Below are 25,698 nucleotides of genomic sequence, written 5' to 3'. Positions count from 1 at the left end.
CCTTTTGCTTTGCGGTTAATTGCGATTACGCATCTAACGCTTTGGTAATTTTCTCGAACAAATCACCGGACAAATTTTCCAGCCCTTTCAGCTGTTGCAGCGCCTGACGCATCAGCGCCTGACGGTTCTGGTCATAGCGTTTCAGGCGGATCAACGGCTCGATCATACGCGCCGCTACCTGCGGGTTACGGGTGTTAAGATCGGTGAGCATTTCAGTCAGGAACTGATAACCGCTGCCATCTGCGGCATGGAATGCAGAAGGATTGGCAGACGCAAAAGCACCGATTAATGAACGGACCCGGTTCGGGTTGCCCATGCTGAATGAACGGTGGTTCAGCAGTGAGCGGACTTTCTGCAATACATCGGCTGCCGGGCTGGTCGCCTGCTGGATAAACCATTTATCCATCACCAGACCGTCGTGATGCCAGCGCTCATCGTAAGCCGCCATCAGGGATTCACGGCAAGGCAGTTGCGCGGAAACCGCCGCAGACATCGCCGCCAGAGAATCCGTCATGTTATCAGCCTGCTCAAACTGCGCTCTGACAAGTTGATCTGCCAGCGTCACATCGGCAAAGGCCAGATAATGCAGGCAGGTGTTACGCAGCGAACGTTTACCGATATCTTCATGCACGACACGGTATGCAGGCAGACGGTTAGCGTTGTAAACCGCCAGGAATTCATCCGCCATTTCGGTTGCCAGACAACGGGTGATCGCATCGTGAACAGCGCTGATCGCTTCAGGATCGATAATATCGAACAGTTCAGCAATTTCATTTTCAGACGGCAGAGTCAGAATCTGCGACGCCAGCGCCGGATCAATATTCTCATCCAGCAATACCGCGCGGAACGCATCTGCCACATGCAACGGCAGGGACAATGGCAATTTCTGCTGATGACGCGCTACGTTCAGTTTGATGTAAATTGCCAGCAGGCTTTGTGCCGCATCCCAGCGGGCGAAATCATTACGCGCGTACTTCATCAGGAAAGTCAGCTGATGATCGCCCCATTTGTAATCGAGTTTCACCGGTGCGGAGAATTCACGTAGTAAGGAAGGCACCGGCGGATATTCCACGTCGTCAAACACAAACGTCTGCTCAGCTTCAGTCACGTTCAGCACGTTACTGACCGTCTTACCCTGTTGTTTCAGCGCAATCACATTGCCCTGCGGGTCATACAGTTCAATATCCAGCGGGATATGCAGTGGCAGCTTTTCAGTCTGATCAGGCGTCGGCGGGGTTTTCTGGCTGACAGTCAGGGTGTATTGCTGTTTTTCCACGTCATAGTCGTCGCGCACGGTCAGCACTGGTGTACCAGACTGGCTGTACCAGCGGCGGAACAGAGAAAGATCGACGTTTGAGGCATCTTCCATCGCCTGTACAAAATCGTCACAGGTTGCCGCGCTGCCATCATGACGCTCGAAATACAACTGCATGCCAGCCTGGAATTTCTCTTCACCCAGCAAAGTGTGCAGCATGCGAATAACTTCTGAACCTTTCTCGTACACCGTCAGGGTGTAGAAGTTATTCATTTCAATGACTTTTTCCGGACGGATCGGGTGCGCCATCGGGTTGGCATCTTCAGAGAACTGCGCACCACGCATGACACGTACGTTATCGATGCGGTTAACTGAACGCGAGCCCAGATCAGAGCTGAATTCCTGATCGCGGAATACGGTCAGGCCTTCTTTCAGGCTCAGCTGGAACCAGTCGCGGCAGGTCACTCGGTTGCCGGTCCAGTTATGGAAGTATTCATGGCCGATCACCGCTTCGATACCAAGATAATCTTTATCGGTGGCGGTTTCGGCTTTCGCCAGCACGTATTTGGAGTTAAAGACATTCAGGCCTTTGTTCTCCATCGCACCCATGTTGAAGAAATCAACGGCGACAATCATAAAGATGTCGAGGTCGTATTCCAGATTAAAACGGGTTTCGTCCCATTTCATGGACTGCTTCAGGGATTCCATCGCCCAGCCTGCACGATCCAGATTGCCACGATCGACAAACAGTTCGAGCGCCACATCCCGGCCGGAACGGGTTTTGAAGGAATCGCGCAACACATCAAAATCACCCGCGACCAGCGCAAACAGGTAGCAAGGTTTCGGGAACGGGTCCTGCCATTTGATCCAGTGTTTACCGCCTTCCAGCTCACCCTGATCAATACGGTTACCGTTTGACAACAGATACGGATAGCGGGCTTTATCCGCCACAATGCGGGTCGTGAAACGCGCCAGCACATCCGGACGATCCAGATAATACGTAATATGGCGGAAACCCTCGGCTTCACACTGCGTACAAAGCGCTTCACCGGAAAGATACAATCCTTCGAGCGCAGTGTTTTTTGCCGGATGAATTTCATTAACAATCGCCAGTTCAAAGGCTTCCGGCACACCGGTAATTTCCAGTGCGCCTTCTTTTAACTGATATTTTGGCCAGTCCTGGCCGTTAACCTTCAGGCTAATAAGGGTCAGGTCTTCGCCGTTGAGCACCAGCGGCACGCCCTCTGCGCCCTGTCGTTTAATCTGACTGACCGCAGTCACAAGGGTCTTCTGTGCATCAAGCTCGAAATTAAGGTCAATGTCCGTGATGGTATAGTCCGGCGCACGATAATCGTGGCGGAACTTGGCTTGTGGCAGTTGAGTCATAAAAAACCTTTTGACGTGTTGGTGGTTAGTAGTGATGGCGATATTGATTGATGAAGCAGGTTTTGCAAGTCAGCGAATCGCTGCACAGCACACCGGACGACCTTCATACTTTTTATCTTTAAACTCTACCACAGGCATCAGGAAATCCCAGATTGTTGCCAGTTTGTGAGTGCGTATGCGCACCTTTCAACCAAAACACAGAAATTTCTGTAAAACAGCGGGTTTGGCGCATCCGGCAAAAACACAACCGTCACGGACAGCTTGTCGTATGGCTTCATGGTATTCACATACTGGTCGTGATGCGGGTGATCGGTATTTGGGGCAAAAAAAACCTGAATCACTCTCGAAAACATCAGTTCGTTTACTATCGTGAACAAACGTAGCGAAATGAACATAAGAAAACCGGGGTTTAATCGCCCCCAATTTTTTCTTCCTTAATGTCAGATTGATTAAATTTATGTAATCAATTCGTGCTTTTTTTACGCCGGAAAATCGCCAGCTTGCCCATATTTCCTACATTTAAGCACATTTAGACCTCGACCATTCCCCGACAATTATGATGTGATGAGGGTTCTTTGACGGGATAATACGGTATACTTCACAGACTTTGCTGTTTTATCCAGAACGTTTTTTTTACGGAACGGTTGTTTGTGTTCAAACACTCAGTTTCTGACGAGGATGCTGTAAACGCGCTATGACTCCATACGCCTCCCCGATTTTGACTTCGCTGTTAGATACCGATGCCTACAAGCTTCATATGCAGCAAGCAGTCTACCATCGCTACCACAACATCAGCGTCGTGGCAGAGTTCCGTTGCCGTGGTGATGAACTGCTGGGCGAATACGCCAGCGAGGTCCGCCAGCAAATCCAGATGATGAGTCAACTGGCGCTGACGGACGACGAGTTCACCTACCTTTCCGGGCTGCCGTTCTTCACGCAGGATTACCTGAACTGGCTAAAAACCTTCCGCTACAATCCTGAACATGTAATGGTTTCCGATCGCAACGGACATTTGTATGTGCGCATCGAGGGCCCGTGGCGTGAAGTGATTATGTGGGAAGTGCCGCTGCTCGCGGTCATCAGTGAAGTTGTCCATCGCCAGCGTTCTCCACAAGTGACGGCGCAAATGGCAGTGGAGCACCTGCGTAAAAATCTCGCCAGTTTTAAAGAACAGGCCGCAGATATCGATCTCGGTGCCTTCCGTCTGATGGATTTCGGTACCCGTCGTCGTTTCTCCGGTGAAGTTCAGGAAGCCATCGTCAGCACACTGAAAAATGAATTCCCTTATCTGGTCGGCACCAGTAACTACGATTTAGCGCATAAATTGCAGCTGGCACCGGTCGGCACGCAAGCCCACGAATGGTTCCAGGCACATCAGCAAATCAGCCCGGTTCTGGCTAACAGCCAGCGCGCGGCGTTGCAGGCCTGGCTGGACGAATATCCGGATCAGCTGGGGATCGCTCTCACTGACTGCATTACGATGGATGCTTTCCTGCGTGATTTCGGCAGCAAATTCGCCAATGCCTATCAGGGACTGCGTCATGATTCCGGGGATCCGTTTGAATGGGGTGAGAAAGCGATAACGCATTATCATGCGCTGGATATCGACCCGATGACCAAAACGCTGGTCTTTTCCGACAATCTGGATCTGGACAAAGCGTTACACCTGTATCGCCATTTCCATCAACGGGTGAATCTGATATTCGGGATTGGTACGCGTCTGACATGTAATATTCCGGGCGTGAAGCCGCTGAATATTGTCATTAAATTGGTACAGTGCAATGGCAAACCTGTCGCGAAACTCTCTGACAGCCCAGGCAAAACGATTTGCCAGGACAAAGCTTTTGTTAAAGCCCTGCGCAAAGCTTTCGATCTGCCGCTGGTGAAAAAAGCGTCCTGACTCTCCCTAAAGTGCCGGAAATCAATCCGGCGCTTTATTCAGATTTTCTTTCCTTTATATACTTGCGATCTAATTCTGCTCGGCTTTTATTCACTCTCTCAATATTTCCCCACAACTCTCTTCATTCGCGCCACAATTCTTGTCCGCTGACGACGATTTCTGCTTGTGTCCTGAGAAAGCCTAAGTAACATAGCAAAATCCCTATTTACAGGGTGTCCAATATTTCTTAGTCAACATATATAAAGAAAGAGAGAAATCTATGAGCGTTGTGCCTGTAGTCGACGTACTGCAAGGCCGTGCTGCGGTTGACAGTGAAGTCACCGTACGCGGTTGGGTACGTACCCGGAGAGATTCTAAAGCTGGTATCTCATTCGTCGCCGTTTATGACGGCTCCTGCTTTAATCCTTTACAGGCCGTCATCAATAATTCTCTGCCCAATTATCAGGAAGACGTATTGCGTCTGACGACGGGTTGTTCAGTAGAAGTGACCGGTATTGTTGTCGCCTCACCTGGCGAAGGCCAGAGTTTTGAGCTGCAGGCAACGACCGTCAACGTTGTTGGCTGGGTGGATGACCCTGATACTTATCCGATGGCGGCAAAACGCCACAGCATCGAATACCTGCGTGAAGTGGCTCACCTTCGCCCGCGCACCAATCTGATTGGTGCTGTCGCCCGTGTGCGCAACACCCTCTCTCAGGCCATTCACCGTTTCTATCATGAAAACGGGTATTTCTGGGTGTCCACACCGCTGATCACTGCCTCCGATACTGAAGGCGCGGGTGAGATGTTCCGCGTATCGACACTGGATCTGCAAAATCTGCCGCGTACAGACAAAGGCGAAATCGACTTCAGCGAAGATTTCTTCGGCAAAGAAGCGTTCCTGACGGTTTCCGGCCAGCTGAACGGCGAAACGTATGCCTGTGCGCTGTCTAAGGTTTACACCTTCGGTCCGACTTTCCGTGCAGAGAATTCCAACACCAGCCGTCACCTTGCGGAATTCTGGATGGTAGAACCGGAAGTCGCATTTGCGACACTGGATGACATCGCAGCACTGGCTGAAAACATGCTTAAATATGTTTTCAAAGCCGTTTTAGACGAACGCGCAGACGATATGGCCTTTTTTGCTGACCGTGTAGACAAAGATGCTGTTGCACGCCTTGAGCGATTTGTAACATCCGATTTCGCCCAGGTAGACTACACCGATGCAGTAGAAATATTAATGAATTGTGATCAGAAATTCGAAAACCCGGTTTCATGGGGTGTCGACCTTTCTTCTGAGCATGAACGTTATCTCGCGGAACAGCATTTCAAAGCGCCGGTGGTGGTTAAAAACTATCCGAAAGATATCAAAGCCTTCTACATGCGTATGAATGACGATGGTAAAACCGTCGCGGCAATGGATGTTCTGGCACCGGGCATTGGTGAGATTATCGGTGGCTCTCAGCGTGAGGAACGTCTGGACGTACTGGACGCCCGTATGGCTGAAATGGGGCTAAATAAAGAAGATTATTGGTGGTATCGCGATCTTCGTCGTTACGGCACAGTCCCGCATTCAGGCTTCGGCCTTGGCTTTGAACGTTTAGTCGCCTATGTGACCGGTGTTCAAAACGTTCGTGACGTGATCCCGTTCCCACGTACACCACGTAGTGCAACCTTCTAATTAATTAAACTATTTTTAATTAACATAATAGTTACAAAACTAAGGCCAGCTTTGCTGGCCTTAGTCATTTTCAAAGATAGATCCCTGTCACAAAGTTCCGTAAAATACACATTTTGAAATACATTCTTTCCTGCTGAAACATATTTAGTAATTTAGTAGCATTTTCGCTGTGGATTAAGCTCACCACGGATGGAATAGTGCGTTCAGACACAGGAGACACCAAACTTTCGTGAATAGTTCCGTAAAGAATTATTTAGGCAGTGGCAGGTGTCCAAATAAAACCAATGAGGGTAATAATAATGATGAAGCGCAATATTCTTGCAGTGGTAATCCCTGCTCTGTTAGTTGCTGGTGCAGCTAATGCAGCTGAGATCTATAACAAAGATGGCAACAAACTGGATCTGTACGGTAAAGTTGACGCACGTCACACCTTCTCTGACAATGCTGGCGACGATGGCGACCAGACCTATGTCCGTTTCGGCTTCAAAGGCGAAACTCAAATTACTGACCAACTGACCGGTTACGGCCAGTGGGAATACAACGTTCAGGCTAACCATGCAGAAAGTGCTGGCGATGAAGGCAACAAAACTCGTCTGGGCTTCGCAGGTCTGAAATTTGGTGATGCAGGTTCTTTCGACTACGGTCGTAACTACGGCGTAATCTACGACGTAATGTCCTACACCGACCAATTGCCAATCTATGGCGATGACACCATGTACCAGAACAACGACAACTTCATGGTTGGTCGTGCTAACGGTGTGGCAACTTACCGTAACAGCAACTTCTTCGGTCTGGTTGATGGCCTGAGCTTCGCTGTACAGTACCAGGGCAAAAACGACGAAGGTCGTGATGGTCGTGGCGCAGTTGATTCCAATGGCGACGGCTGGGGTACTTCTGCCGCTTACGCTATCGGCAACTCAGGTGTTAGCATTACTGGTGCTTACTTCTCTTCTAACCGTACTGTTACTCAGAAACAAGACGGCACTGGCGACAAAGCTGACGCATACGCATTCGGCGCTAAATACGACGCTAACAACCTGTACCTGGCAACCTTCTACGGTGAATCACGTAACACCACCGATTACGGTAACCCGGATGCAATTGCTAACAAAACTCAGAACTTCGAAGTTGTTGCTCAGTACCAGTTCGATTTCGGTCTGCGCCCATCTATCGCATACCTGCAGTCTAAAGGTAAGAGCCTGAACGGTTTCACCAACAACGGTTCTACCTACGCTGGCGGCGATGCTGACCTGGTTAAATATGTGGAAGTTGGTACTTACTACTACTTCAACAAAAACATGTCTACCTATGTTGACTACAAAATCAACCTGCTGGACGACAACAGCTACACCAAAGCAGCGGGTCGCAGCACTGACGACATCGTGGGTGTTGGTCTGCAATACCAGTTCTAATATCACTTAACGATGCGCTTACGGGCGCAGCAAAGTGGATATCAAGGCAGAGCTTCGGCTCTGCCTTTTGCATTTCTGAGTCTTGAAAATACCGCTTTTCCACCCTCGCCTATAAAATATTTTAATCTCCCACGCCTTCTCACAACTCTGTTTTCTTTTTGCCGCAAACGGTTGGCAAAAGGGGGCGCTGGCGTTACCCTGATGACCTCTTTCGTAATATCAGGCTATGGAATTTTCCGACATGTTTGAAAAAATCACTGCAGCACCTGCTGACCCTATCCTGGGTCTTACCGATCTTTTCCGCGCTGACGACCGCTCTAATAAAATCAATCTGGGGATTGGTGTTTATAAAGACGAAACAGGTAAAACGCCGGTTCTGGCCAGCGTGAAAAAAGCCGAACAGTTCCTGTTGGAAAATGAAACCACTAAAACCTATCTGAGTATCGACGGGTTGCCTGATTTTGCCCGTTGTACACAGGAACTGCTGTTTGGCAAAGACAGCACGGTTATTGCTGATAAACGGGCACGCACCGCACAGACTCCGGGCGGCACTGGCGCTCTGCGTATCGCAGCAGATTTCATCGCTACGCAAACCAGCGCCAGACGCGTGTGGGTCAGTAATCCGAGCTGGCCGAACCATAAAGGTGTGTTCTCTGCTTCCGGTCTGGAAGTTGTGGAATACAATTACTATGACGCTGCAAATCACAGCCTTGATTTCGATGGCATGCTGAAAAGCCTGAGCGAAGCGAAAGCAGGCGACGTGGTGCTGTTCCATGGCTGCTGTCACAATCCAACCGGTATCGATCCTACGGAAGAACAATGGGCACAGCTGGCAGAATTGTCGGTGAGCAACGGCTGGTTACCGTTGTTCGACTTCGCCTATCAGGGCTTTGCAAAAGGTCTGGAAGAAGATGCGGCGGGTCTGCGCCTGTTCGTGGCAAAACATAAGGAATTGCTGGTCGCCAGTTCTTACTCGAAGAACTTCGGCTTATACAATGAACGCGTAGGTGCTTGTACGTTAGTCGCAGCCGATGAAGAAACTGCCGGTCGCGCTTTCAGCCAAATGAAATCGGTTATCCGTGCAAACTACTCCAACCCGCCGTCACACGGTGCTGCGGTTGTAGCCACCATACTGGGTAACGAAGCTTTGCGCACGCTGTGGGAGCAGGAACTAAGCGATATGCGCCTGCGTATCCATCGTATGCGCCAGCTATTCGTCAGCACCTTGCAGGAAAAAGGCGCTCAACAGGATTTCAGCTTTATTATTAACCAGAACGGGATGTTCTCTTTCAGCGGCCTGACCAAAGATCAGGTATTGCGTTTACGTGATGAATTCGGCGTGTACGCGGTGAACTCCGGCCGTATCAACGTTGCCGGCATCACGCTCGAAAATATGGCACCGCTGTGTGAAGCCATCGTCGCCGTACTGTAAAAGATAAGCAGTGTTGCTCAATTAAAAAAGCCCGTCAGGTATCCTGACGGGCTTTTTGTTTTTTGCTGATAAACAGCAAACGTAATTACCAGACCGGCATTTCATCCTGCAGGAACGGGTTCGTTTTACGCTCATAACCAAAGTCTGACATCGGGCCATGACCGGGAATAAAGACCATGTCATCGCCGAGCGGTAATAATTTCGTTTTGATGGAATGAATCAGCGCCTGATGGTCACCACGCGGGAAATCACTGCGGCCTACGCCACCCTTGAAAATCACATCACCAGAAACGGCAATTCGCGCTTTATCATTGATGAAGACAATATGCCCCGGCGTATGGCCTGGGCAATGCAACACGGATAAGATTTCTTCACCAACACTCACTGAATCCCCTTCTTCCAGCCAGGTATCCGGCGTCAGCGGGTCACAATGGTCGAGGCCAAACATCTGGCTTTGGGTCGGTAACGCATCCAGCAGGAATTCATCTTCTTTTTGTGGTCCGATAACCGGTACCTGATAGTGCGCAGCCAGTTCTGCTGCGGCACCAACGTGATCAAGATGTCCGTGAGTCAGCAAAATTTGCGTAACCAATACACCTTTGGCAGAAACTTCCTGGATGATCCTGGCGGCTTCACCGCCCGGATCAACAATGGCGGCCTGATTGGTTTTAGCACACCAAATCAGTGAGCAGTTTTGGCTGAACGCCGTGACGGTAATAAGATGGGTTTTCATAGAGCTCCACAAAATGGCCTGCACATTCCGGCAGGCCATTAATTACACACATCACCAGGTCCGCGCGGGACCGGTATCGATGTGCACAAAGTTACTTCGTGGATAATATCCTACACCACCCATCCGCATTTTTAATGCTGCTTTGCGGATATTGCTCAGTTCGATGCCCTGAATGTGGAAATCCATTGCCTGCCCAAGCGTGTGATAGCTGTGCTTCGCTACCCCGCTTCCGGGTTCACGCATGCTGTTGTTTGTCGCCAGTGAGCGGTAACCCGAAATCAGCTGGACTGGTTTATTCGTTCCGCCAAGCATCACCTGCAAACGATAGAGGTGATCGAACAACGCGGGATCGATAGATTTTACTTTTTCCGCACGATAGTCCCTGAACAGATGATTCAACCGGGCCAACTCATCCTTGTTGTAACGCTTTCCATCAAAAAACTCGGTTTTGAGGGTTTCGCCGGTATTGATATTGTTAACGACTAAAATACGCGGGCGAGGTGTGGAAAGAGTGGCGAATGCACGACCTGGAAGTAATGCAATCCCCATAGCGGCACTGCCTAATGCCAGCCATTTACGGCGATGTTTGTCGATTTCATTCATGAACAGTTTACTATCCGGTAAGAGAGTCAAAAATAAGCTCTGATCTGAGCCGTTTTGAACCTTAACTGCCAATTTTCTGCGAGTCAAGGGAACCCATATAAGCAAAACGAGCGTGCCAGTGGCTCACGCTCGTTCGATGGCCAAATACTCTGACCCTTATCAGATTAGTTTTACTGCATTTATTGAAGCAAAATTTCCGCCTGAGGCAGAATTTGTGCACCGGATCTCACCGTTGAATCATAATTGTAAATATCTGTTCTGAATTGCGGCTTACCGTCATCCGCGACCCATGCCGTCAGATAAAACAGTTTTACCGGTATATGATGGCGTATTGCCACATACGTGGTATTGCCGCCCTGCAATGCAGAGGATATTCGCGTGTCATTCCAGCCTGCATCCTGTAACAGCATATTGGCTAATTCAGAAGCCTTATTCACCCTCACACAGCCAGAACTCAGCGCACGAATGTCTTTGCTGAACAAGTTATGGTTTGGCGTGTCATGCAGATAAATAGCATCAGAACTCGGCATATTAAATTTATACCGCCCCAGAGAGTTGCTTACGCCCGGCGCCTGACGGATGCGATAGGGGAAATGGTTGGGTGATATCATTGCCCAGTCGATCATTGAAGGATCGATGATTTCAGCATCGTTACTCCAGCCAGACAATACCTGATAGCCATGTTGCTGGAAGTAACCGGGATTGTTCATGGCTTTAGGCACGATATCTTCACGCACTAACGTTGTGGGCACATTCCACGGTGGATTGACCACCACATTATTCAACGCACTGCTCATTAACGGCGTTTTACGGCTTGGACGACCGACAATTACCCGTGACGACAACACTTCATTGCCATTGAGATAATAGGTGAGCTGATAGTTTGGAATGTTCACCATGATTCCGGTGTTCACATTGCCTGGAAGAATGCGCAGACGCTGAATATTCAGCGCCAGCAAGGTAGCACGCAATTGCGGAGAGGCATTCAGCCACTGACGGGTACGTCCGCCAATAATACCGTCCGCTTCCAGCCCCTGCCATTTTTGAAAACGCTTAACAGCTTCCACTAAATCCGGTGTGTACTGATTATCAGCGACAGCCACTGGCGCGGGTGTCGCTGGCACTTCTGTCGACTGAACCGTTGGCAGGACATCTTGTACTGATGTTGCGGAAGGGCTGACAGCCGGGGTCGATTGCTGGGCCTTATCAGCGGTTTCATCAACAGACAGATCGTCATTTGCCGCGCTTCCCGGCGTGTTCGGGGCGATAGTTTCATCTGTCGGTTTAGCCACCTTATTCTCTTCAGGCGAGGCGACCATCATACCAGTTCGGGTCAGGATCTCCCGCAAGGCCGGGACATCGTCACTGATCTGGTCCGGACGCAAACTGGCTGATCCTGTCATCACGGGCCATGGTCGATTGTCCGTCAGCATGATTTTCAATGCATCATGCATTTTGGTGTAATAAGGGTGCTGTGGTGCGAGAGTCGACAAATAGTGTGACGTATTGCCCTGACGCACAGCCAGTTGCCACTGATTAATCACAGTCAGCGACGGCGTCGTCATTTTGTACGGTGTGGCGCTGTATAACCACTTATCTCCATTGGCTTCCACGCTGCTCGTAAACTGCAAATAGCCCAGCATTGCATCTGACAACACCACATCACGGGCCATGCCGGTAACTTGCGGATCCGTCAGCCATTTCACCCATTGCGTGAACTGAGGCTGGATCCCCGATATGGCCAGCTCGGCGAGTTGCTGCTGGAATAACTGAACTGTTTCACGATCGTTCCACATGGGCTGCATATGATTTGCAGCATAAAGCGATGACAGAGATGACAGATACAACGGCCTGATGCCCCTTGGCAATAACTCTGCCTGCAACTGGCTCATGCTCTGTACGCTTGATAGCGTGGTTTTTCCTAATGGCAGCGCGGGCACGGTAGCCCATGCAGCAAACCACGGCGAGAGACCGCTCGCCAGCAGACAGCTGGCGACTAAAAACCTGAGAGACCTTTGATTCATTAACATCTTCCCTTGCCTCCCGATAAGGTGCTCAATCTCATCCCCAAAATTGAGCCAACAGCTCTTGGAATAAGTATATAAAGAGAATTCTTTTTTTGCGTAGGAACTCAATGAAATAGAGCCCGCGTGTAACGTAAAGACTCTAAGCCAGCTGTCAGTTTAAATAAAGTCTTCCCTTACGTGTTTATGTGCTGTTTTCAGGCATTCGTCTATAAATTGCGCAGCACCTTAGCGTTGGCTTACAAACTATTTAGTTCACCACAACTTTTTAAAGAAATATAAGTGAAATGGATGCAATTTCAATAAAAAGCCCCAGCGCTCAGGCCGGGGCTTTTAAAAATCAGACATCTTATTTATCTGAAAACACTCAGGAAACGTCAGCTTCCGTATTGACCAGTGCCGGAAGTTCAGGTGCGAATCCACGTAAACCGACCACGTGTACATGTTCATTATTGCCGAACACTTTACGTACCAGTTTATAGGTCGTGCCTTTTTCAGGGCTGATGTTTTCCGGTGCCGCAATAATCAGCTGCATTTCCAGACGGTCGCAAAGCTCGAACAGCGTGGCGATAGATTTAGCATCCAGACGTGCGGCTTCATCAAGGAACAGCAGACGACAAGGCGAAATATCCTTCCCGCGCATACGGCTCGATTCGTCTTCCCAGCTCTGAACCACCATCACCAGAATCGACATACCGGTACCGATCGCTTCACCCGTTGACAGCGCCCCGCTTTCTGCGCGTAACCAGCCGTCAGAACCACGGTTCACTTCCACTTCCATTTCGAGATAGTTGCGGTAATCCAGCAGTTCTTCACCAATAGTTTGCGGTGTGCGCTGACCCATATCAATTTGCGGGTTCAGACGCTGATAGAGTTTCGCCAGCGCTTCCGAGAAGGTCAGACGGTTACTGCTGAAGAGATCCTGATGCTGTTCCTGCTGTTCAGACAGCACATCCAGCAGTCCCGCGTGCGCTTCGCGTACATTCACGTTCAAACGTACACTTTTCACCTGACCAAAGGCCACAGCCTGCAGGCCCTGGTTCAGCTGGCGGATACGGTTCTGTTCGCGCTGAATGGTTTTACGGATGATATTCGCCACACTTTTCGAACTGATAGCCAGTTGCTGCTCACGGGCTGTCAGTTCTTCGGTCAGACGGCCCAGTTCGATTTCCATCTGTTCAATCGCTTCAACCGGATCATCGGTACGAATAATATCCTGACGGATACGTTCGCGCAGATGCTGGTATACAGCAATGTAGAACTGGATTTTACGTTCAGGGCGTTTTGGATCTTCGGACAGACGCAGTACATCGCGCAGATGTTCGTTATCAGAGACCGCCAGACGCAGCGCGCCAAGGGATTTATCCGACATGGAACGCAGTTCGTCGCCATCCATATACGCCAGCTCACGACGGTGCAAACGACGTTCAACGCCATTGTCTTTCACCAGACGCATCACCGCACACCAGCCCGCTTTCGAGGTCACTACCTGTTCGCGGCTCTGATGATAATCACGCTCAAGTTTGCGCAATTTCTTCTGCAGGTTATCCATTTCTGCTTCGCAGAAGGTGATTTGTTTTTCGAGCTGATTACAGCGTGCCCGGTTGGTGCTGAGCGCGGTGTGCAGTTCGTCACGGCGGGTTTTAGCACGTGCTTCAGCATTTGCATCAGCCTGAACACCGATATCCTGCAATTCCTGGCTAAGTTCTTTGAGCATATCGCGTTTGGCATCGAACGAACTTTTCAGCGAGGCCAGAACCTGACTGTACTGCGTCAGTTGTGTCTGATGCTGACGCATTTGTTCACGGGCACGCGTACGTTCCGCTTCCGCATGTTCCAGACGCTGACGCAGTTTGTCATTCAGATCACTGTTTTCATTCAGCATGCCGGCGGAGTCGGTATAGCTGAAGTGAGCACGGCGCTGAACCACTTCCGTCAGAGCGAATGCCTGTTGCTTCGCCAGACGCTGTGCATGCTGCGCCTGTGCGTAATCTTCTTTCAGTTGCTCATGCTGTTCCGGGTCGCTTTGCAGCACCGATACCAGCGGTTCCAGCTTGCTCAGTGACACACCGTGTTGCTGAATGAAACGGGCGGAATCCTGTGCCTCTTCCATTTCTTCGCGGATTTCTTCAACGCGATCAATCAGCGTTTCATCACACAGCAAGCCGACACGTGGCTGCAATTTATTGAGCATGCCGATAGCGTCTTTCGCCTGCTCGTATTGCTGACGCTGTTGCTGATTCTGGCCTTCATGCGCATTGATAGCGCGTTCCAGTTCGCCACGACGCCCGCTCAGAGTGCGGATTTCAGCTTCCGGGTCGGCGTCAAACGCCACGGCTAAATGACTGCCGATGAAACGACTAAATGCCTGATGTGCACGCTGAATTTTCTGCACGTCAAACGACAATGTCGCGTAACGCTCTGACAGGTTTTCGCGTTCTTTATGCAAGGTTTCCAGACGGTTCTCACGCGCCGCACGGCCAAACAATGGCACCTGTGGGAAGTGAGAATAACGCCACTGGCGATCACCCGTTTTGACCAGTACCGCGCCCTGCATTTCTTCTACTTCAAAGACATTGTCATCAAATGACTGTGGATCCCCTTCGATAAGATAGAGGTCTTCCGGGCAATCATCCAACCCATCCAGCTGATCGCGGATCAGGGATAAATCAGGCACCACAATCGCGTGGCGGGACGGACCATACAATGCAGAGAAGTAAGGCGCATCGTCGATGGTGACGTCATCATAAATTTCCGACAACAACACGCCACCGAAGCGTTCTGCAAGCGCGATCATGCGGGAATCTTCCGCACCACTTGGCTGGCTGAGGCGGGTTATCTGCCCTTCAATACGACGCTTGCGGGCAGCCACTTCGTCACGCTCAACCGTCGTTTCGCGTTCCGTTTCCAGCAACTGCTGCATGTATTCGGTCACCTGCTGGCTGCTTTCCAGCGGTTCCTTACTTTGCTCGCTTAACTGGCTAAGTGCTTCCTGCGCGGCCAGCCAGACGGGTGCACGGGCGGTCAGTTCGCGAATGCGAGACTGAACACGTTCAAGTTCCTGACGCATTTCCATGCGACGCTCACCTGCCTGCGACACAACACCCTGTAATTCTTCGATCTGTACTTCCAGCTCACGCTGCATTTCGTCCAGATCTTCGGGATGCACATCCTGACCCGTACGCTTGCAGAATTCCTGCAACTGACGTTCGGCATCCTGCTGTTCACGCAGGCGGCCTTCAAGTTCGGACAAGCGCATGCGCAGCGGTTCGACACGTTCGGCCTGATGCTGTTGTGAAGACCAGTCGCGCAGTAATTCACGCGCCGTTTGCCAGGCGTCACTGCGGCTCACTTCACCGGCGATTTTTACCACCAGCTGATAAGCCGTTTCAAACTGATTATGGGCGGCAGAAGCGACGCTCATCTTCTGTTCCAGCATCAGCAGGATTTCAGTCGCTTCCTGCTCTTTACTCTGGAAAGTTTCCAGCCATGCTTCACTGTTCTGAATGCTCAGATCGGGGATCTGGCACAAATCGCGCGCACGCTCAATGGCCTGCAACGCCTGCTGATACTGAATCGCACGGGTCTGCTGAACATCCAGCGCCTGCTGGTAATCGGCCAGCTGGCTTTTCAGCTCATCCACTTCCAGTTCAGCGGCTTCAGCGCGCGCTTCATGTTCAGCGTGCAGCTCGCTGGCTTCAGCCACCACTTCGTTCTGTTCTTCGAGACGATACGTCAGCTCTTCGAGATCACTTTCATAACGCTCGATTTTTTCCTGTTGACGCATTGCCGTCTGAACCAGACTCAGATGATCGCTGGCAGCCTGATAATCGGTTTCTAAATCGCTTTGCGCACCACTTTGCTCAGCCAGTTCACGTGCCATTTCGACATGACGGTATTGCTCGCCGGACAACTGTTTGCGGCTGGTGAACAAATCATTACGCAATACCAGCGCACCATCGAGATGAATACGGCGTTCATTGGCGTGACGCATATAGTCTGCAGCCACGTAAGACGTCGCTTCAGAAATCAGGTGTTTAAACAGGTCGCGGTCAGACTGAGTAACGCGGATAGCTTCCAGCGTCATACGGTTTTCACGCAGCGCCGCTTCCATATCCTGGAAGGCTTTCCGCACACCACTGTTTTCCGGCAACAAATAGTCGCGCAGGGAACGGGTGATGGCACTGGAAATACCGCCATAAAGCGAGGCTTCAATCAGACGATAGAACTTGCTACGGTCGGATGCCGATCGCAAACGACGTGGAATAACACCCAGATCAAACATCAGGGCATGGTAATCGGTAATCGAGTTGAACTGCTTGAACTGCACGCCTTCCATCGCTTCCACGCGATCTTTCAGTTCCTGCAAAGACAGCACACGAGCCTGACGCTCGCCGACCGTTTCAGTCAGCATTTCCGTCGGATTGACCGCAACCGGCAAGCCCTGAATCGTGAAAGGTTTGATGTCGACTTTACGGTCACGACCAGCGACCTGCTGCAGACGAACCCCCACGACAATACGCTGGTGACGGGAGTTCACCACATCCAGAACAGAGTAACAGACACCCGCGCGCAATTTACCGTGCAGGCCTTTATCACGCGAACCGGAAGTTGCGCCCGCTTCGGTGGTGTTACGGAAATGCAGCAACGTCAGATCGGGGATCAGCGCCGTGACGAAAGCCGCCATCGTGGTGGATTTACCGGCCCCGTTACCGCCGGAAAGCGTGGTGACCAGTGAGTCGAGGTCAAAAGTACGGGCAAAGAACCCGTTCCAGTTAACCAGCGTCAGTGAGCGAAATTTACCGCGTTCAATCATTCCTGTTCATCCTCTGCGCTCTCATGCCCTTGCTGCACTGCCAGCGATTCGCCGTCCTCACTTTCGTCATTCAGTGACAGCGCGCTGTCGACCGGCATTGCTTCACCGTCGCGGATCATCCGCAGTTGTGCTTCGCGCGCGTCATCGCCGCTGCGGACATCCGCACCAAACCGGAATACCGCTTCAGTGATACGGAATTTGCTGCTATCAACCCCCATGAAATACACCATGCCCAGCCGGCGTAGTCGGTTCAGGGACGTGCGGACTTTGTCCTGCAATTTCTGGCGATCCAAATCTGAGCCGGTTGAACGTTGGTTGACGTATTTAAGTAATTTGCTTTCATCCGCCAGGCTCAGTAATTCGTCATACAGTTCCTGCTGGGTAAAAATCCCCTCATGCGCCAGACGTTCCGGGCTGAGATACAGATAGCAAAGGATTTTACCCACCATCATGTCCAGTTCAGATAAGACTGAACGCGGGATAAGCGTAGTGGAGCGCGGACGCAGATAGAAGAAACCTTCAGGTGCCCGGATTAACTCCACGTTGTAGCGGCTGTAAAAGAGTTCCATTTCTTCCTGATAGTCCATCAGGAAAGCGTGGTTATCCAGCTCATCAATACCGATATGACGGCCAGAACGCAGCTGGCTGTCGAGAGCAGGAAACACTGAGTTCGCCAGTGCCTGCGCCAGCTTAGCTGGCATTATGTGTTCAATATTTGTCGATGACATGGGCCTGCACCTTGGCTCCGTAATCATTGATTGCCTGCCATTCGGCATGCAATCCTGAAAAATCTGCTTCAGCCACACCAAGGCGCACAGCCTGGTCGACCACAATTCGCGCGACATCAAAATGTCGGGCACGCGGATACTGTTTAAGATATTCGCGCATTACCATGCCCAGATTGAGCGGCGTTTTTTGTTGCTGATAAACCTGTAATGCCTGTTCAATCAATGCCGCAAGTTGTTCGCGGATTTCGTTAAATTCTTCAAACTCAAGATCTGGCGGAAGTTCGCCGGTCACTTCCTCGCTGCGCAAGGCCAGTTCTTCATCGCGCATATCCAGCAGACGGTCAGCATTGGCGAAGGTCAGCGTCCATGGCTGATCAAAATAGTTCTGAACCGACTGGCGCAGACGCTGCGCGAACACCCGGTTTTTATCCATGTCGATGGCGGTACGGATAAATTTATGCACATGCCGGTCATAGCCAATCCACAGGTCAATAGCCTGCTGGCCCCAACTGGTAATGCGGTCGAGTTTGTTCTGCAGGTCGAAAACCAGTTTGTCGACAAAGCTCAAATCGAGTTCGACCATCGTGGCATCCTGAATACGCATAAGATGCGCCTGCAACAGGTTACCGGCCGCCTCGAGCGTATCCTGCAATTCACGCAGCGTGCCGGAAGTTTCTGACAGGAGGATTTCACAACTGGAAATTGCCGCACGCCAGTCTTTATTGAGCAACGCGGCAATGTCGTCTTTCACGCCCTGCTGCTGCTCGTCCATGATCCGCTGGGTCATGTCGATACTGTCAAAAATTTCAGCTACGGAGTATTTAAGTGGCGCGTAAACATTGCGATGCCAGTGAAAATCATCACCGCCCTCTTCGGCTGCATCGGCTGCACGCTTGAGTTCCTGAGCAACGATCGACAACTGCATAGACAACCGCAACGTTGAGAACTCACGCTGGCGGATGTAATAATCTGAAATGCCGATCGCCAAAGGCGTCAGGCGATAAATGGCATTACCGTCGGCCAGTTCACTGACAAAACGGTTGAGCAAACGCTGACGCACCATGTCATTGATGGCGTTATTGGCACGTACGGTGATGGTTTCATTTGTCTGCTCAAATCCCTTGCTGACATGACGAAACGCGTCGACCAGTTCACCCTCACTCATTTCTCCATCAAGGCGCTCGCTGTTTAATGTGGCGATTGCCAGAAGAAAAGCCAGCCGCTCCGTTGGCAGCGAAATTGAGAAATCATTTTTGCGTGCCCAGGCGACCAGTTCGGGTACAGTCTGGGAAAATTCACTCATAATTCGTCCTTCAGAATGGGTTTGTGCGCCATCACGTGGATGTAACGTCCCAAACTAACAAAAGGTTCCTGACGACAATAACGCTGTTCCAGCGCCAGAAGCTCATCAAAATCCTGTTTATGTTGTTGTCTGTTTCGCAAATAATCGTGGAACACTCTAACACCGGTCTTGCCGCTGATCTGCATCCCAAGTTCTTCCAGCCACTGGTAAACCTGTGCGGGCTCCAGCGGGTGATCGGGTAACAGGGAGCTTTTTTTGATTTTTGGCACACCCGCTTCAACATGAGCAAAATTGCCAAGGATCATGTGCCGCATGACCAGACCGTGGATATTGTAAAACATCAGTGATATTGCGCCACCGGGGGTCAGACAATCGACCAGTGCGGCCAGAGCCTGTTGAGGTTCGGCCAGCCATTCGATGACCGCATGGAACAATATCAGATCAACCGGCTGTTCCAAATGTTCGGCGATATGCTGAGCCGGACATTGTACAAATTGCATGTTGTCGCTCACACCTTTTTCCAGCGCAGCCGCCTCGGCGCGGCGGATCATCTCACCGGAGAGATCACACAACAAGACCTTATGTCCTAAAGCTGCCAGTTCACAGGCCATTTGTCCTTCACCGCCGCCCGCATCAAGGATGCGCAGTGGCCGCTGAGGCAAAGTCTGTAGTAAATCATGCAGATCCTGACCCAGCACAGCCTGACGGATACGTCCCTTTGTTGTGCCGTAGATATTGCGCGAAAACTTCTCGGCCATATCGTCGAAATTACGATCCTGCATGAAATGAACCCTGTTTCTAAAAACAATTTGTTAATGATGGCTGTGCGGTGATACCGGGTGAAGTGCTATTTTGGCACAGGCTGGCATAGAATAAATCATCCTGACGCGGATTCACGCCCGGATGTCGTTTTTTCACCCAAAAGGATCGGTTTCTGATGTTATTTATCCTAAAAAAGACGCTGGGGGGCCTGCTATTACCTCTGCCATTTATTCTGCTCTTCATGGCGATTGCACTGGTGTTGCTGTGGATGACCCGCTGGCAAAAAACCGGAAAAGTGTTTTTTTCACTGAGTTGGCTGCTTCTGTTGCTGCTCAGCTTGCAACCTGTTGCGGATAACCTGCTGCGTCCTATTGAATCGGTTTACCCCACTTATCAGGCCAGTGGCAATGTGCCGGTAAAATATGTTGTCGTACTGGGCGGCGGTTATACCTATAACCCGGCGTGGGCACCGAGTTCTAATCTCATCAATAACAGCCTTCCTCGCGTGGCCGAAGGGATCCGCATTTACCGGGCAAATCCCGGTTCAAAAATGATCTTCACCGGTGCGCGGGCCATGACCAACCCGATGAGCAGTGCTGCGGTCGCCGGGAAAGTTGCGGAGAGTTTAGGGGTGCCGGAGAGCGATATTATTCTGCTCGACAGGCCACGGGATACACATCAGGAAGCTTTGCAGGTTAAAGAAATGCTGGGAGAGCAGCCGTTTGTGCTGGTGACGTCGGCAAACCATCTGCCGCGGGCAATCATTTTCTTCCGGCAACTGGGACTGAACCCTATTCCGGCACCGGCGAATCAGCTTGCGATAGATTCCCCGCTCAATCCGTGGGAAAAAGCGTTGCCTCAGGCACTGTTCTTGTCTCACAGCGAGCGGGCATGGTATGAAACGCTGGGGCGCGCATGGCAATGGATGACGCTGCCGGCACCCGCAGCGAAGTAACTCAGTTAAGCCACGGCAACAATTGTTGCCGTGCATAATCGAATTGCCGGCGATCAAGCTTACCGGTATGAATCAGATGCGCGACTGATTCCCACACCAGATACAACCAGCGCCGTGCGAGGAATGTTTCTGAAACAGGTGCTTTTTGCAGATAACTGAACAGCAATTGCTCGCTCATGCCTTTTTCCCACAACCTGAAAAGATCAAACTCCCTCGGCGCCCATAACACGGTGCCGGGATTAATCATTGCCAGCAGTTGATCGCTGCGAGGATCTTTGAGCATGCTGCGCAACGAGAGATTGCCGTGTACCAGTACCGGTGTATCGTCGAACTCTTCAAATAGCTTAGGAATGCAGGCACGGGAACGGAAAAGCAGCGTGCGGTCGTCAGGTGTGAGTTCGGATGCCTGTAAATTCGATAACGTTGCCCACAACACCTCCACCCGCTGCGGGTACCAGTTTTCCCAGCGATTTTCCTGCGTGCTGTCAACAGAACCGACGCAACCGTGGCTGTCAATCCGGTGCCACGCCAGCATCGCCTCGACAATTTGCTCCTGCAAGATTTGCCAGCGATCAGGGGTGCGTGTTGGCGCTTCCGCCGATACGCCGCGCAGACGTTCAATCAGCAATATTTCCTGATATGGTTTCTGATGCGTGGTGACCATGCCATAAACCGTCGGCACCCTCACCACGCCCTCCCGCGCCAGCATTGATAATTTATAAGCCTCCTGCCCGGCAATTCCCTGGCAAGTAAAACTCTTCGCCATCAATGGCATCGCGTAACCCTGCTCATCATAAAGGGAAAAAAGATGGGCATAAGGCTGCTCACTGACACATTCGAGGCGGGATAAACGCTCGCCCAGCACAATACTCAATTCGGCTTTTAGCTGTTCCATAACGTGTTCGCAGTGACGAATAAATTAACGTTTATGATGAAAGTTTCAGGAAAGGATTACCCCGTTTCAGATCAAACAAAAACCGGATAGTCGGGGCAGAAACAGGAAGGCAGTGCGCAAAACGAAAAGAGAACAGTGATGACAAAACGGAATGCCGGAACATTCCGCTTTTATGACTTTTTATACTCTGTGTGGTCAGGAATTTTTATGCCCCAAAATCACGCGCACACGTTCCAGATCCTCAGCGGTATCGACACCCACAGAAGGAATGGCCTTCGCTACATCAACGTGGATTTTTTCACCGTACCACAGCACCCGGAGTTGTTCGAGTAATTCGATGTGCTCAAGTTTAGTCGGTTCCCACTTCACATACTGGCGAATGAAACCAGCACGGTATGCATAAATACCGATGTGACGAAGGAAGACATCACCAACCGTTTCTTTCGACACGGCAAAACGTTCACGTTCCCACGGAATTGTAGCGCGGGAAAAATACATGGCGTAACCTTTGGCATCCCGAACCACTTTGACCGCATTCGGGTTAAACGCTTCTTCCGCTGTTTCAATTGGCACTGCCAGTGTTGCCATTCCTGCTTCACTGTTTGCCAGATTATCAGCCACCTGACGGATGATAACAGGCGGGATCAGCGGCTCGTCGCCCTGAACATTAACGATAATTTCATCATCGGAAAACTGACATAAATCGATGACTTCTGCCAGACGCTCAGTGCCTGACTGATGATCAGGTCGGGTAAGACAAACTTCACCACCCGCAGCTTCAACCGCCGCCACAACGTCAGGATGGTCTGTCGCAACAATTACACGTTTAGCACCCGACTCCCGTGCACGTTCCATCACATGCACAACCATAGGTTTACCGTTGATATCGGCCAACGGCTTCCCCGGCAAACGGCTTGACCCGAAGCGGGCCGGGATAATAGCAACAAAACTCATGGGTGTGTCTCATCAACAGAAAGCGGGCGGGCCTCGTTTTCTAATAAAACAGGGATACCCTCACGCACGGGATAAGCCAGGCTGTCTGCCTTACACACTAATTCCTGCGACTCTTTATTAAAGTAAAGCTTCCCGTTACATACAGGGCACGCAACGATTTCAAGCAAACGGTGGTCCATAAATTCCTCCCGGAGGCGAATACACCGCATTTTCAGCAAGGTGTAACGTAAAAAAGCATTGGAAACACAACATAGCGGTTCAGGAGAATAACATAACGCCGCACCCCGCGTTAATCCTCACTCATCCTCCGATACGACTTCAAAGAAGTTACATTTCTGTAAATAAAAAATATCTCCTGAGGAGCATTGCGCTGCCGATTTCGTGGGAGTACAATTTTTTTGTGATGCACGTCACACTAAACACCTTCAATATGAGCACTAAAAATGAAAACCATTAACAAAATCATCGCAATGTTCGCTAACTTCAGCCACTAAGCTGGATGCCACCTGCAATCATCGTGAAATAACGGCTGCCTGATGCAGCCGTTTCATTTTGTGACATTAAATCTGCCAGTCTCTTTCCCAAAACACCGTTAACGTTTCAGGTACTTTCAAGGTTTTGACTTTTTCAGCTCCCTGCCACTGTGCAAACCGGCTGATTGCTCCGTGTATATCTTTTGCACGTCGTGAAGACATCGTCACATCGGGCTCGAGATGGAGGCTTTTCACTTCCAGTAGTTTTTCTTTGCGATGCATTTTTGCATCCACCCGACCAATCAGTTCACCCCGCTGCAGTATGGGTAGCGTGAAATAGCCGTACTGGCGTTTTGCTTCCGGCGTATAGCATTCGATCCGGTATTCAAAATTAAACAACATTGAGGCGCGTTTACGATCCCATACCACGGGATCAAAAGGTGAAAGCAGCGTGGTGACCGTTGAACCGATCCGTGATTCAGTGGCTTGTTGCAGAAGGGGAAACTGTTTCCGGTGGACATAGTAAATATCTTCAAGCCCGGCCACTTCGACCGGTGTAATTTCCTCGTCCATCAGTAATTGTGCAATCACAGCCTTGGTATTCACCCGCCTGAGGCGATAATAGTCCGCCAGCCATTCCGGTCTAAAGATGCCAAGATATTGCGCCGAACGCCGCAGCATCTGATATTCCGCTGCAGACTGTTCAAGAGTCTGGCTCGCATCGTCCCAGCCAGGCATCACCCGTTCAGCAAGGTCGTAAACCCGGTGGAAATTACGCCGTTCAGACACCATCAGTTTCCCGGAAGTAAACAATGTTTCCAGGTGTTTTTTATGAGGCTTCCAGTCCCACCAGCCGCTGGCAGACTTTTTATCTGTACTGAAATCGGCCGAACGCACAGGGCCATTTTCAGCAATGTGTCCCAGCAGTGCCTCAATATCCGTCTGATGTTCATCAAACCAGGTCTGAGAAAATTTCCACCCCATCCCCTGAGGATTGAGCATCCGGTGGCGCAGGAGTCCGTAATCTTCACTGGGAATAAAACAGGCCTCATGTGCCCAATACTCGAATATTTTTCCTGCCGGGAGGGCTTGTTCCAGCCATTGAGGGTCGTAATTACCTAAGCGGCTGAACAACACCAGATAAGGACTGCGCGCAACCACGCTTATCGTGTCAATTTGCAGCAATCCCATATCACGGATCGCCTGAACGACATCCGCAGCAACAGGCTTTCGGGTCACTGGTTTAAGAAGATTTTGCGCAGATAGGTGCAGGGTGCGGGCTGAAGCAAGAGATATAACCGGGTGAGACATATCGGTATCCGTGGCAGCAATTTAACTGTGGATACCGATAGCATATTTTTACCGGAGCGTAAAATTCAACTCAACGGTGAACAACAAAACCGGACTCAGAAAGCAATAACATCAGCCGCGGAAGGGCCATGTGTTACGCTGCGGTAAGTGGTGAACTCCACCTTCTGACCGGCACTCAGAGATTTATTCCCTGTATTGGCGATGGAAGTACGCTGAACATAAATTTCAGAAGAACCATCAAGCGGGCAAATAAAACCGTAGCCTTTAGCCTGATTATACCATTTAACTAAACCCATTTTTAACATCATAATTTCTATCCTTTCTTTTGGGCATCCATGAACACACTTTTTTATTATTGTTCGGATGCGTTTGCCCATTGCTAAGTTATTTTTTTATAAAAAACCTCTAATGAGCGAATTAGTTTTAACGACTACTTTTACAACTTTCATGACGTCTTATAAACGCCGTATTTACCTTTTCAGGTATGTAAAACCCGCCATCCGGCGGGTTTTACTCTGCTGATATGAATAGCGATTAACGTTGTTTCATATCATCACGTTTGTCTCTTATCAGAGTGCAATAACGTTAGCAGCAGCAGGACCACGCGGGCTATCCTGAATGGTGTATTCTACACGCTGGCCTTCGGCCAGAGTTTTGAAACCATCGGTTGCGATTGCAGAGAAATGTACGAATACATCCTTACCGCCATCAGCCTGCTCAATAAAACCAAAACCTTTGCTTTCATTGAACCACTTAACCTGACCATTTTTCTTCGACATATTTAAAACCTTTTACAAAATATAAAATCCTGCCATTCGGCAATACTAGCCAATAGTTCAGACAATTACTTATGGGGAGGACTTAGAAGGTTCGTCTTGGAAGCGGAATCATCGGGAAAGAGATAACGTCTGGGAGGAACTGCTTTACTCTACACTCATACATAAATAGCGCTGCAACACAGGCTGCAAGCATTTACTCATAAGTGCAGAGCAATAGCAAGTCACGTTGCGCAATTATTCTGACGTTAAACATTAACGGTGAATATTAGTCTTTAAAATCAGGGAGATTGAAACTTTAGATTTACGTAAATTTTTAT

General features: G+C 50.3%; 19 protein-coding genes. 5 read left to right on the top strand and 14 right to left on the bottom strand.

The window, feature by feature from the left end; translation table 11 throughout:
• Positions 1 to 25 precede the first annotated feature (25 nt).
• On the bottom strand, positions 26 to 2,641 hold the full coding sequence (gene pepN / locus UC14_RS09995; RefSeq protein WP_112197634.1) for an aminopeptidase N: 2,616 nt from the start codon (positions 2,639 to 2,641) through the stop codon (positions 26 to 28).
• A 694-nt stretch (positions 2,642 to 3,335) separates the two neighbouring features.
• On the opposite strand from pepN, the gene pncB reads away from it, so the two are divergent.
• The 4 genes from pncB (at position 3,336) to UC14_RS09970 (ending at position 9,045) form a co-directional block, all read left to right on the top strand.
• Positions 3,336 to 4,541 (top strand): nicotinate phosphoribosyltransferase, encoded by a 1,206-nt coding sequence (pncB, locus tag UC14_RS09985; protein WP_112197633.1) that lies wholly within the window; start codon positions 3,336 to 3,338, stop codon positions 4,539 to 4,541.
• Positions 4,542 to 4,800: 259 nt separating this feature from the next.
• Entirely contained in the window at positions 4,801 to 6,201 is a 1,401-nt protein-coding gene (gene asnS / locus UC14_RS09980; protein WP_013574855.1) for an asparagine--tRNA ligase, read from the top strand.
• Between the two features lie 299 nt (positions 6,202 to 6,500).
• Positions 6,501 to 7,613: a porin OmpC gene (ompC, locus tag UC14_RS09975; RefSeq protein ID WP_013574854.1), complete on the top strand. Its 1,113-nt coding sequence runs from the start codon at positions 6,501 to 6,503 to the stop codon at positions 7,611 to 7,613.
• Between the two features lie 241 nt (positions 7,614 to 7,854).
• A complete protein-coding gene (locus tag UC14_RS09970; RefSeq protein WP_013574853.1) occupies positions 7,855 to 9,045 on the top strand; it encodes an amino acid aminotransferase in 1,191 nt (396 codons plus the stop codon).
• Positions 9,046 to 9,130: 85 nt separating this feature from the next.
• Here UC14_RS09970 and UC14_RS09965 read toward each other — a convergent pair whose 3' ends face one another.
• The 7 genes from UC14_RS09965 to cmoM form a co-directional block, all read right to left on the bottom strand.
• Positions 9,131 to 9,778, bottom strand: coding sequence for an MBL fold metallo-hydrolase (locus tag UC14_RS09965; RefSeq protein ID WP_013574852.1), 648 nt, complete (start codon positions 9,776 to 9,778; stop codon positions 9,131 to 9,133).
• Between the two features lie 51 nt (positions 9,779 to 9,829).
• Positions 9,830 to 10,381: a YcbK family protein gene (locus UC14_RS09960; RefSeq protein WP_013574851.1), complete on the bottom strand. Its 552-nt coding sequence runs from the start codon at positions 10,379 to 10,381 to the stop codon at positions 9,830 to 9,832.
• 179 nt (positions 10,382 to 10,560) lie between these two features.
• Positions 10,561 to 12,411 (bottom strand): L,D-transpeptidase, encoded by a 1,851-nt coding sequence (gene ldtD, locus UC14_RS09955; protein WP_037036014.1) that lies wholly within the window; start codon positions 12,409 to 12,411, stop codon positions 10,561 to 10,563.
• A 361-nt stretch (positions 12,412 to 12,772) separates the two neighbouring features.
• Entirely contained in the window at positions 12,773 to 17,221 is a 4,449-nt protein-coding gene (gene mukB, locus UC14_RS09950; RefSeq protein ID WP_013574849.1) for a chromosome partition protein MukB, read from the bottom strand.
• Complete coding sequence (gene mukE / locus UC14_RS09945; RefSeq protein WP_013574848.1) at positions 17,218 to 17,949, bottom strand: chromosome partition protein MukE; 732 nt, start codon at positions 17,947 to 17,949, stop codon at positions 17,218 to 17,220. Before mukE ends, mukB begins: the two co-directional genes overlap by 4 nt.
• Entirely contained in the window at positions 17,930 to 19,252 is a 1,323-nt protein-coding gene (gene mukF / locus UC14_RS09940; RefSeq protein ID WP_013574847.1) for a chromosome partition protein MukF, read from the bottom strand. The genes mukE and mukF overlap by 20 nt, the downstream gene beginning before the upstream one ends.
• Positions 19,249 to 20,034, bottom strand: coding sequence for a tRNA uridine 5-oxyacetic acid(34) methyltransferase CmoM (gene cmoM, locus UC14_RS09935; RefSeq protein WP_013574846.1), 786 nt, complete (start codon positions 20,032 to 20,034; stop codon positions 19,249 to 19,251). The genes mukF and cmoM overlap by 4 nt, the downstream gene beginning before the upstream one ends.
• Positions 20,035 to 20,189: 155 nt before the next feature.
• Between cmoM and elyC the strand changes: the two genes are divergently transcribed.
• Positions 20,190 to 20,969: an envelope biogenesis factor ElyC gene (gene elyC, locus UC14_RS09930; RefSeq protein ID WP_013574845.1), complete on the top strand. Its 780-nt coding sequence runs from the start codon at positions 20,190 to 20,192 to the stop codon at positions 20,967 to 20,969.
• A 1-nt stretch (position 20,970) separates the two neighbouring features.
• Here elyC and UC14_RS09925 read toward each other — a convergent pair whose 3' ends face one another.
• From UC14_RS09925 to UC14_RS09900, 6 genes are all read right to left on the bottom strand, one after another.
• Complete coding sequence (locus tag UC14_RS09925; protein ID WP_112197632.1) at positions 20,971 to 21,864, bottom strand: YcbJ family phosphotransferase; 894 nt, start codon at positions 21,862 to 21,864, stop codon at positions 20,971 to 20,973.
• 195 nt (positions 21,865 to 22,059) lie between these two features.
• Positions 22,060 to 22,818 (bottom strand): 3-deoxy-manno-octulosonate cytidylyltransferase, encoded by a 759-nt coding sequence (gene kdsB / locus UC14_RS09920; RefSeq protein ID WP_013574843.1) that lies wholly within the window; start codon positions 22,816 to 22,818, stop codon positions 22,060 to 22,062.
• A complete protein-coding gene (locus UC14_RS09915) occupies positions 22,815 to 22,997 on the bottom strand; it encodes a Trm112 family protein (protein ID WP_013574842.1) in 183 nt (60 codons plus the stop codon). Before UC14_RS09915 ends, kdsB begins: the two co-directional genes overlap by 4 nt.
• A 381-nt stretch (positions 22,998 to 23,378) precedes the next feature.
• Complete coding sequence (locus UC14_RS09910) at positions 23,379 to 24,602, bottom strand: winged helix-turn-helix domain-containing protein (protein WP_112197631.1); 1,224 nt, start codon at positions 24,600 to 24,602, stop codon at positions 23,379 to 23,381.
• Positions 24,603 to 24,697: 95 nt separating this feature from the next.
• Positions 24,698 to 24,910, bottom strand: a complete 213-nt coding sequence (locus UC14_RS09905; protein ID WP_013574840.1) for a cold-shock protein — start codon at positions 24,908 to 24,910, stop codon at positions 24,698 to 24,700.
• A 261-nt stretch (positions 24,911 to 25,171) separates the two neighbouring features.
• Positions 25,172 to 25,381, bottom strand: coding sequence for a cold shock domain-containing protein (locus UC14_RS09900; protein ID WP_013574839.1), 210 nt, complete (start codon positions 25,379 to 25,381; stop codon positions 25,172 to 25,174).
• Positions 25,382 to 25,698 lie beyond the last annotated feature (317 nt).

Source organism: Rahnella sp. NRRL B-41462 (assembly GCF_003263525.1).
Classification (GTDB): Bacteria; Pseudomonadota; Gammaproteobacteria; order Enterobacterales; family Enterobacteriaceae; genus Rahnella; species Rahnella aceris.
This window is presented reverse-complemented; position numbering and strand designations above follow the sequence as displayed.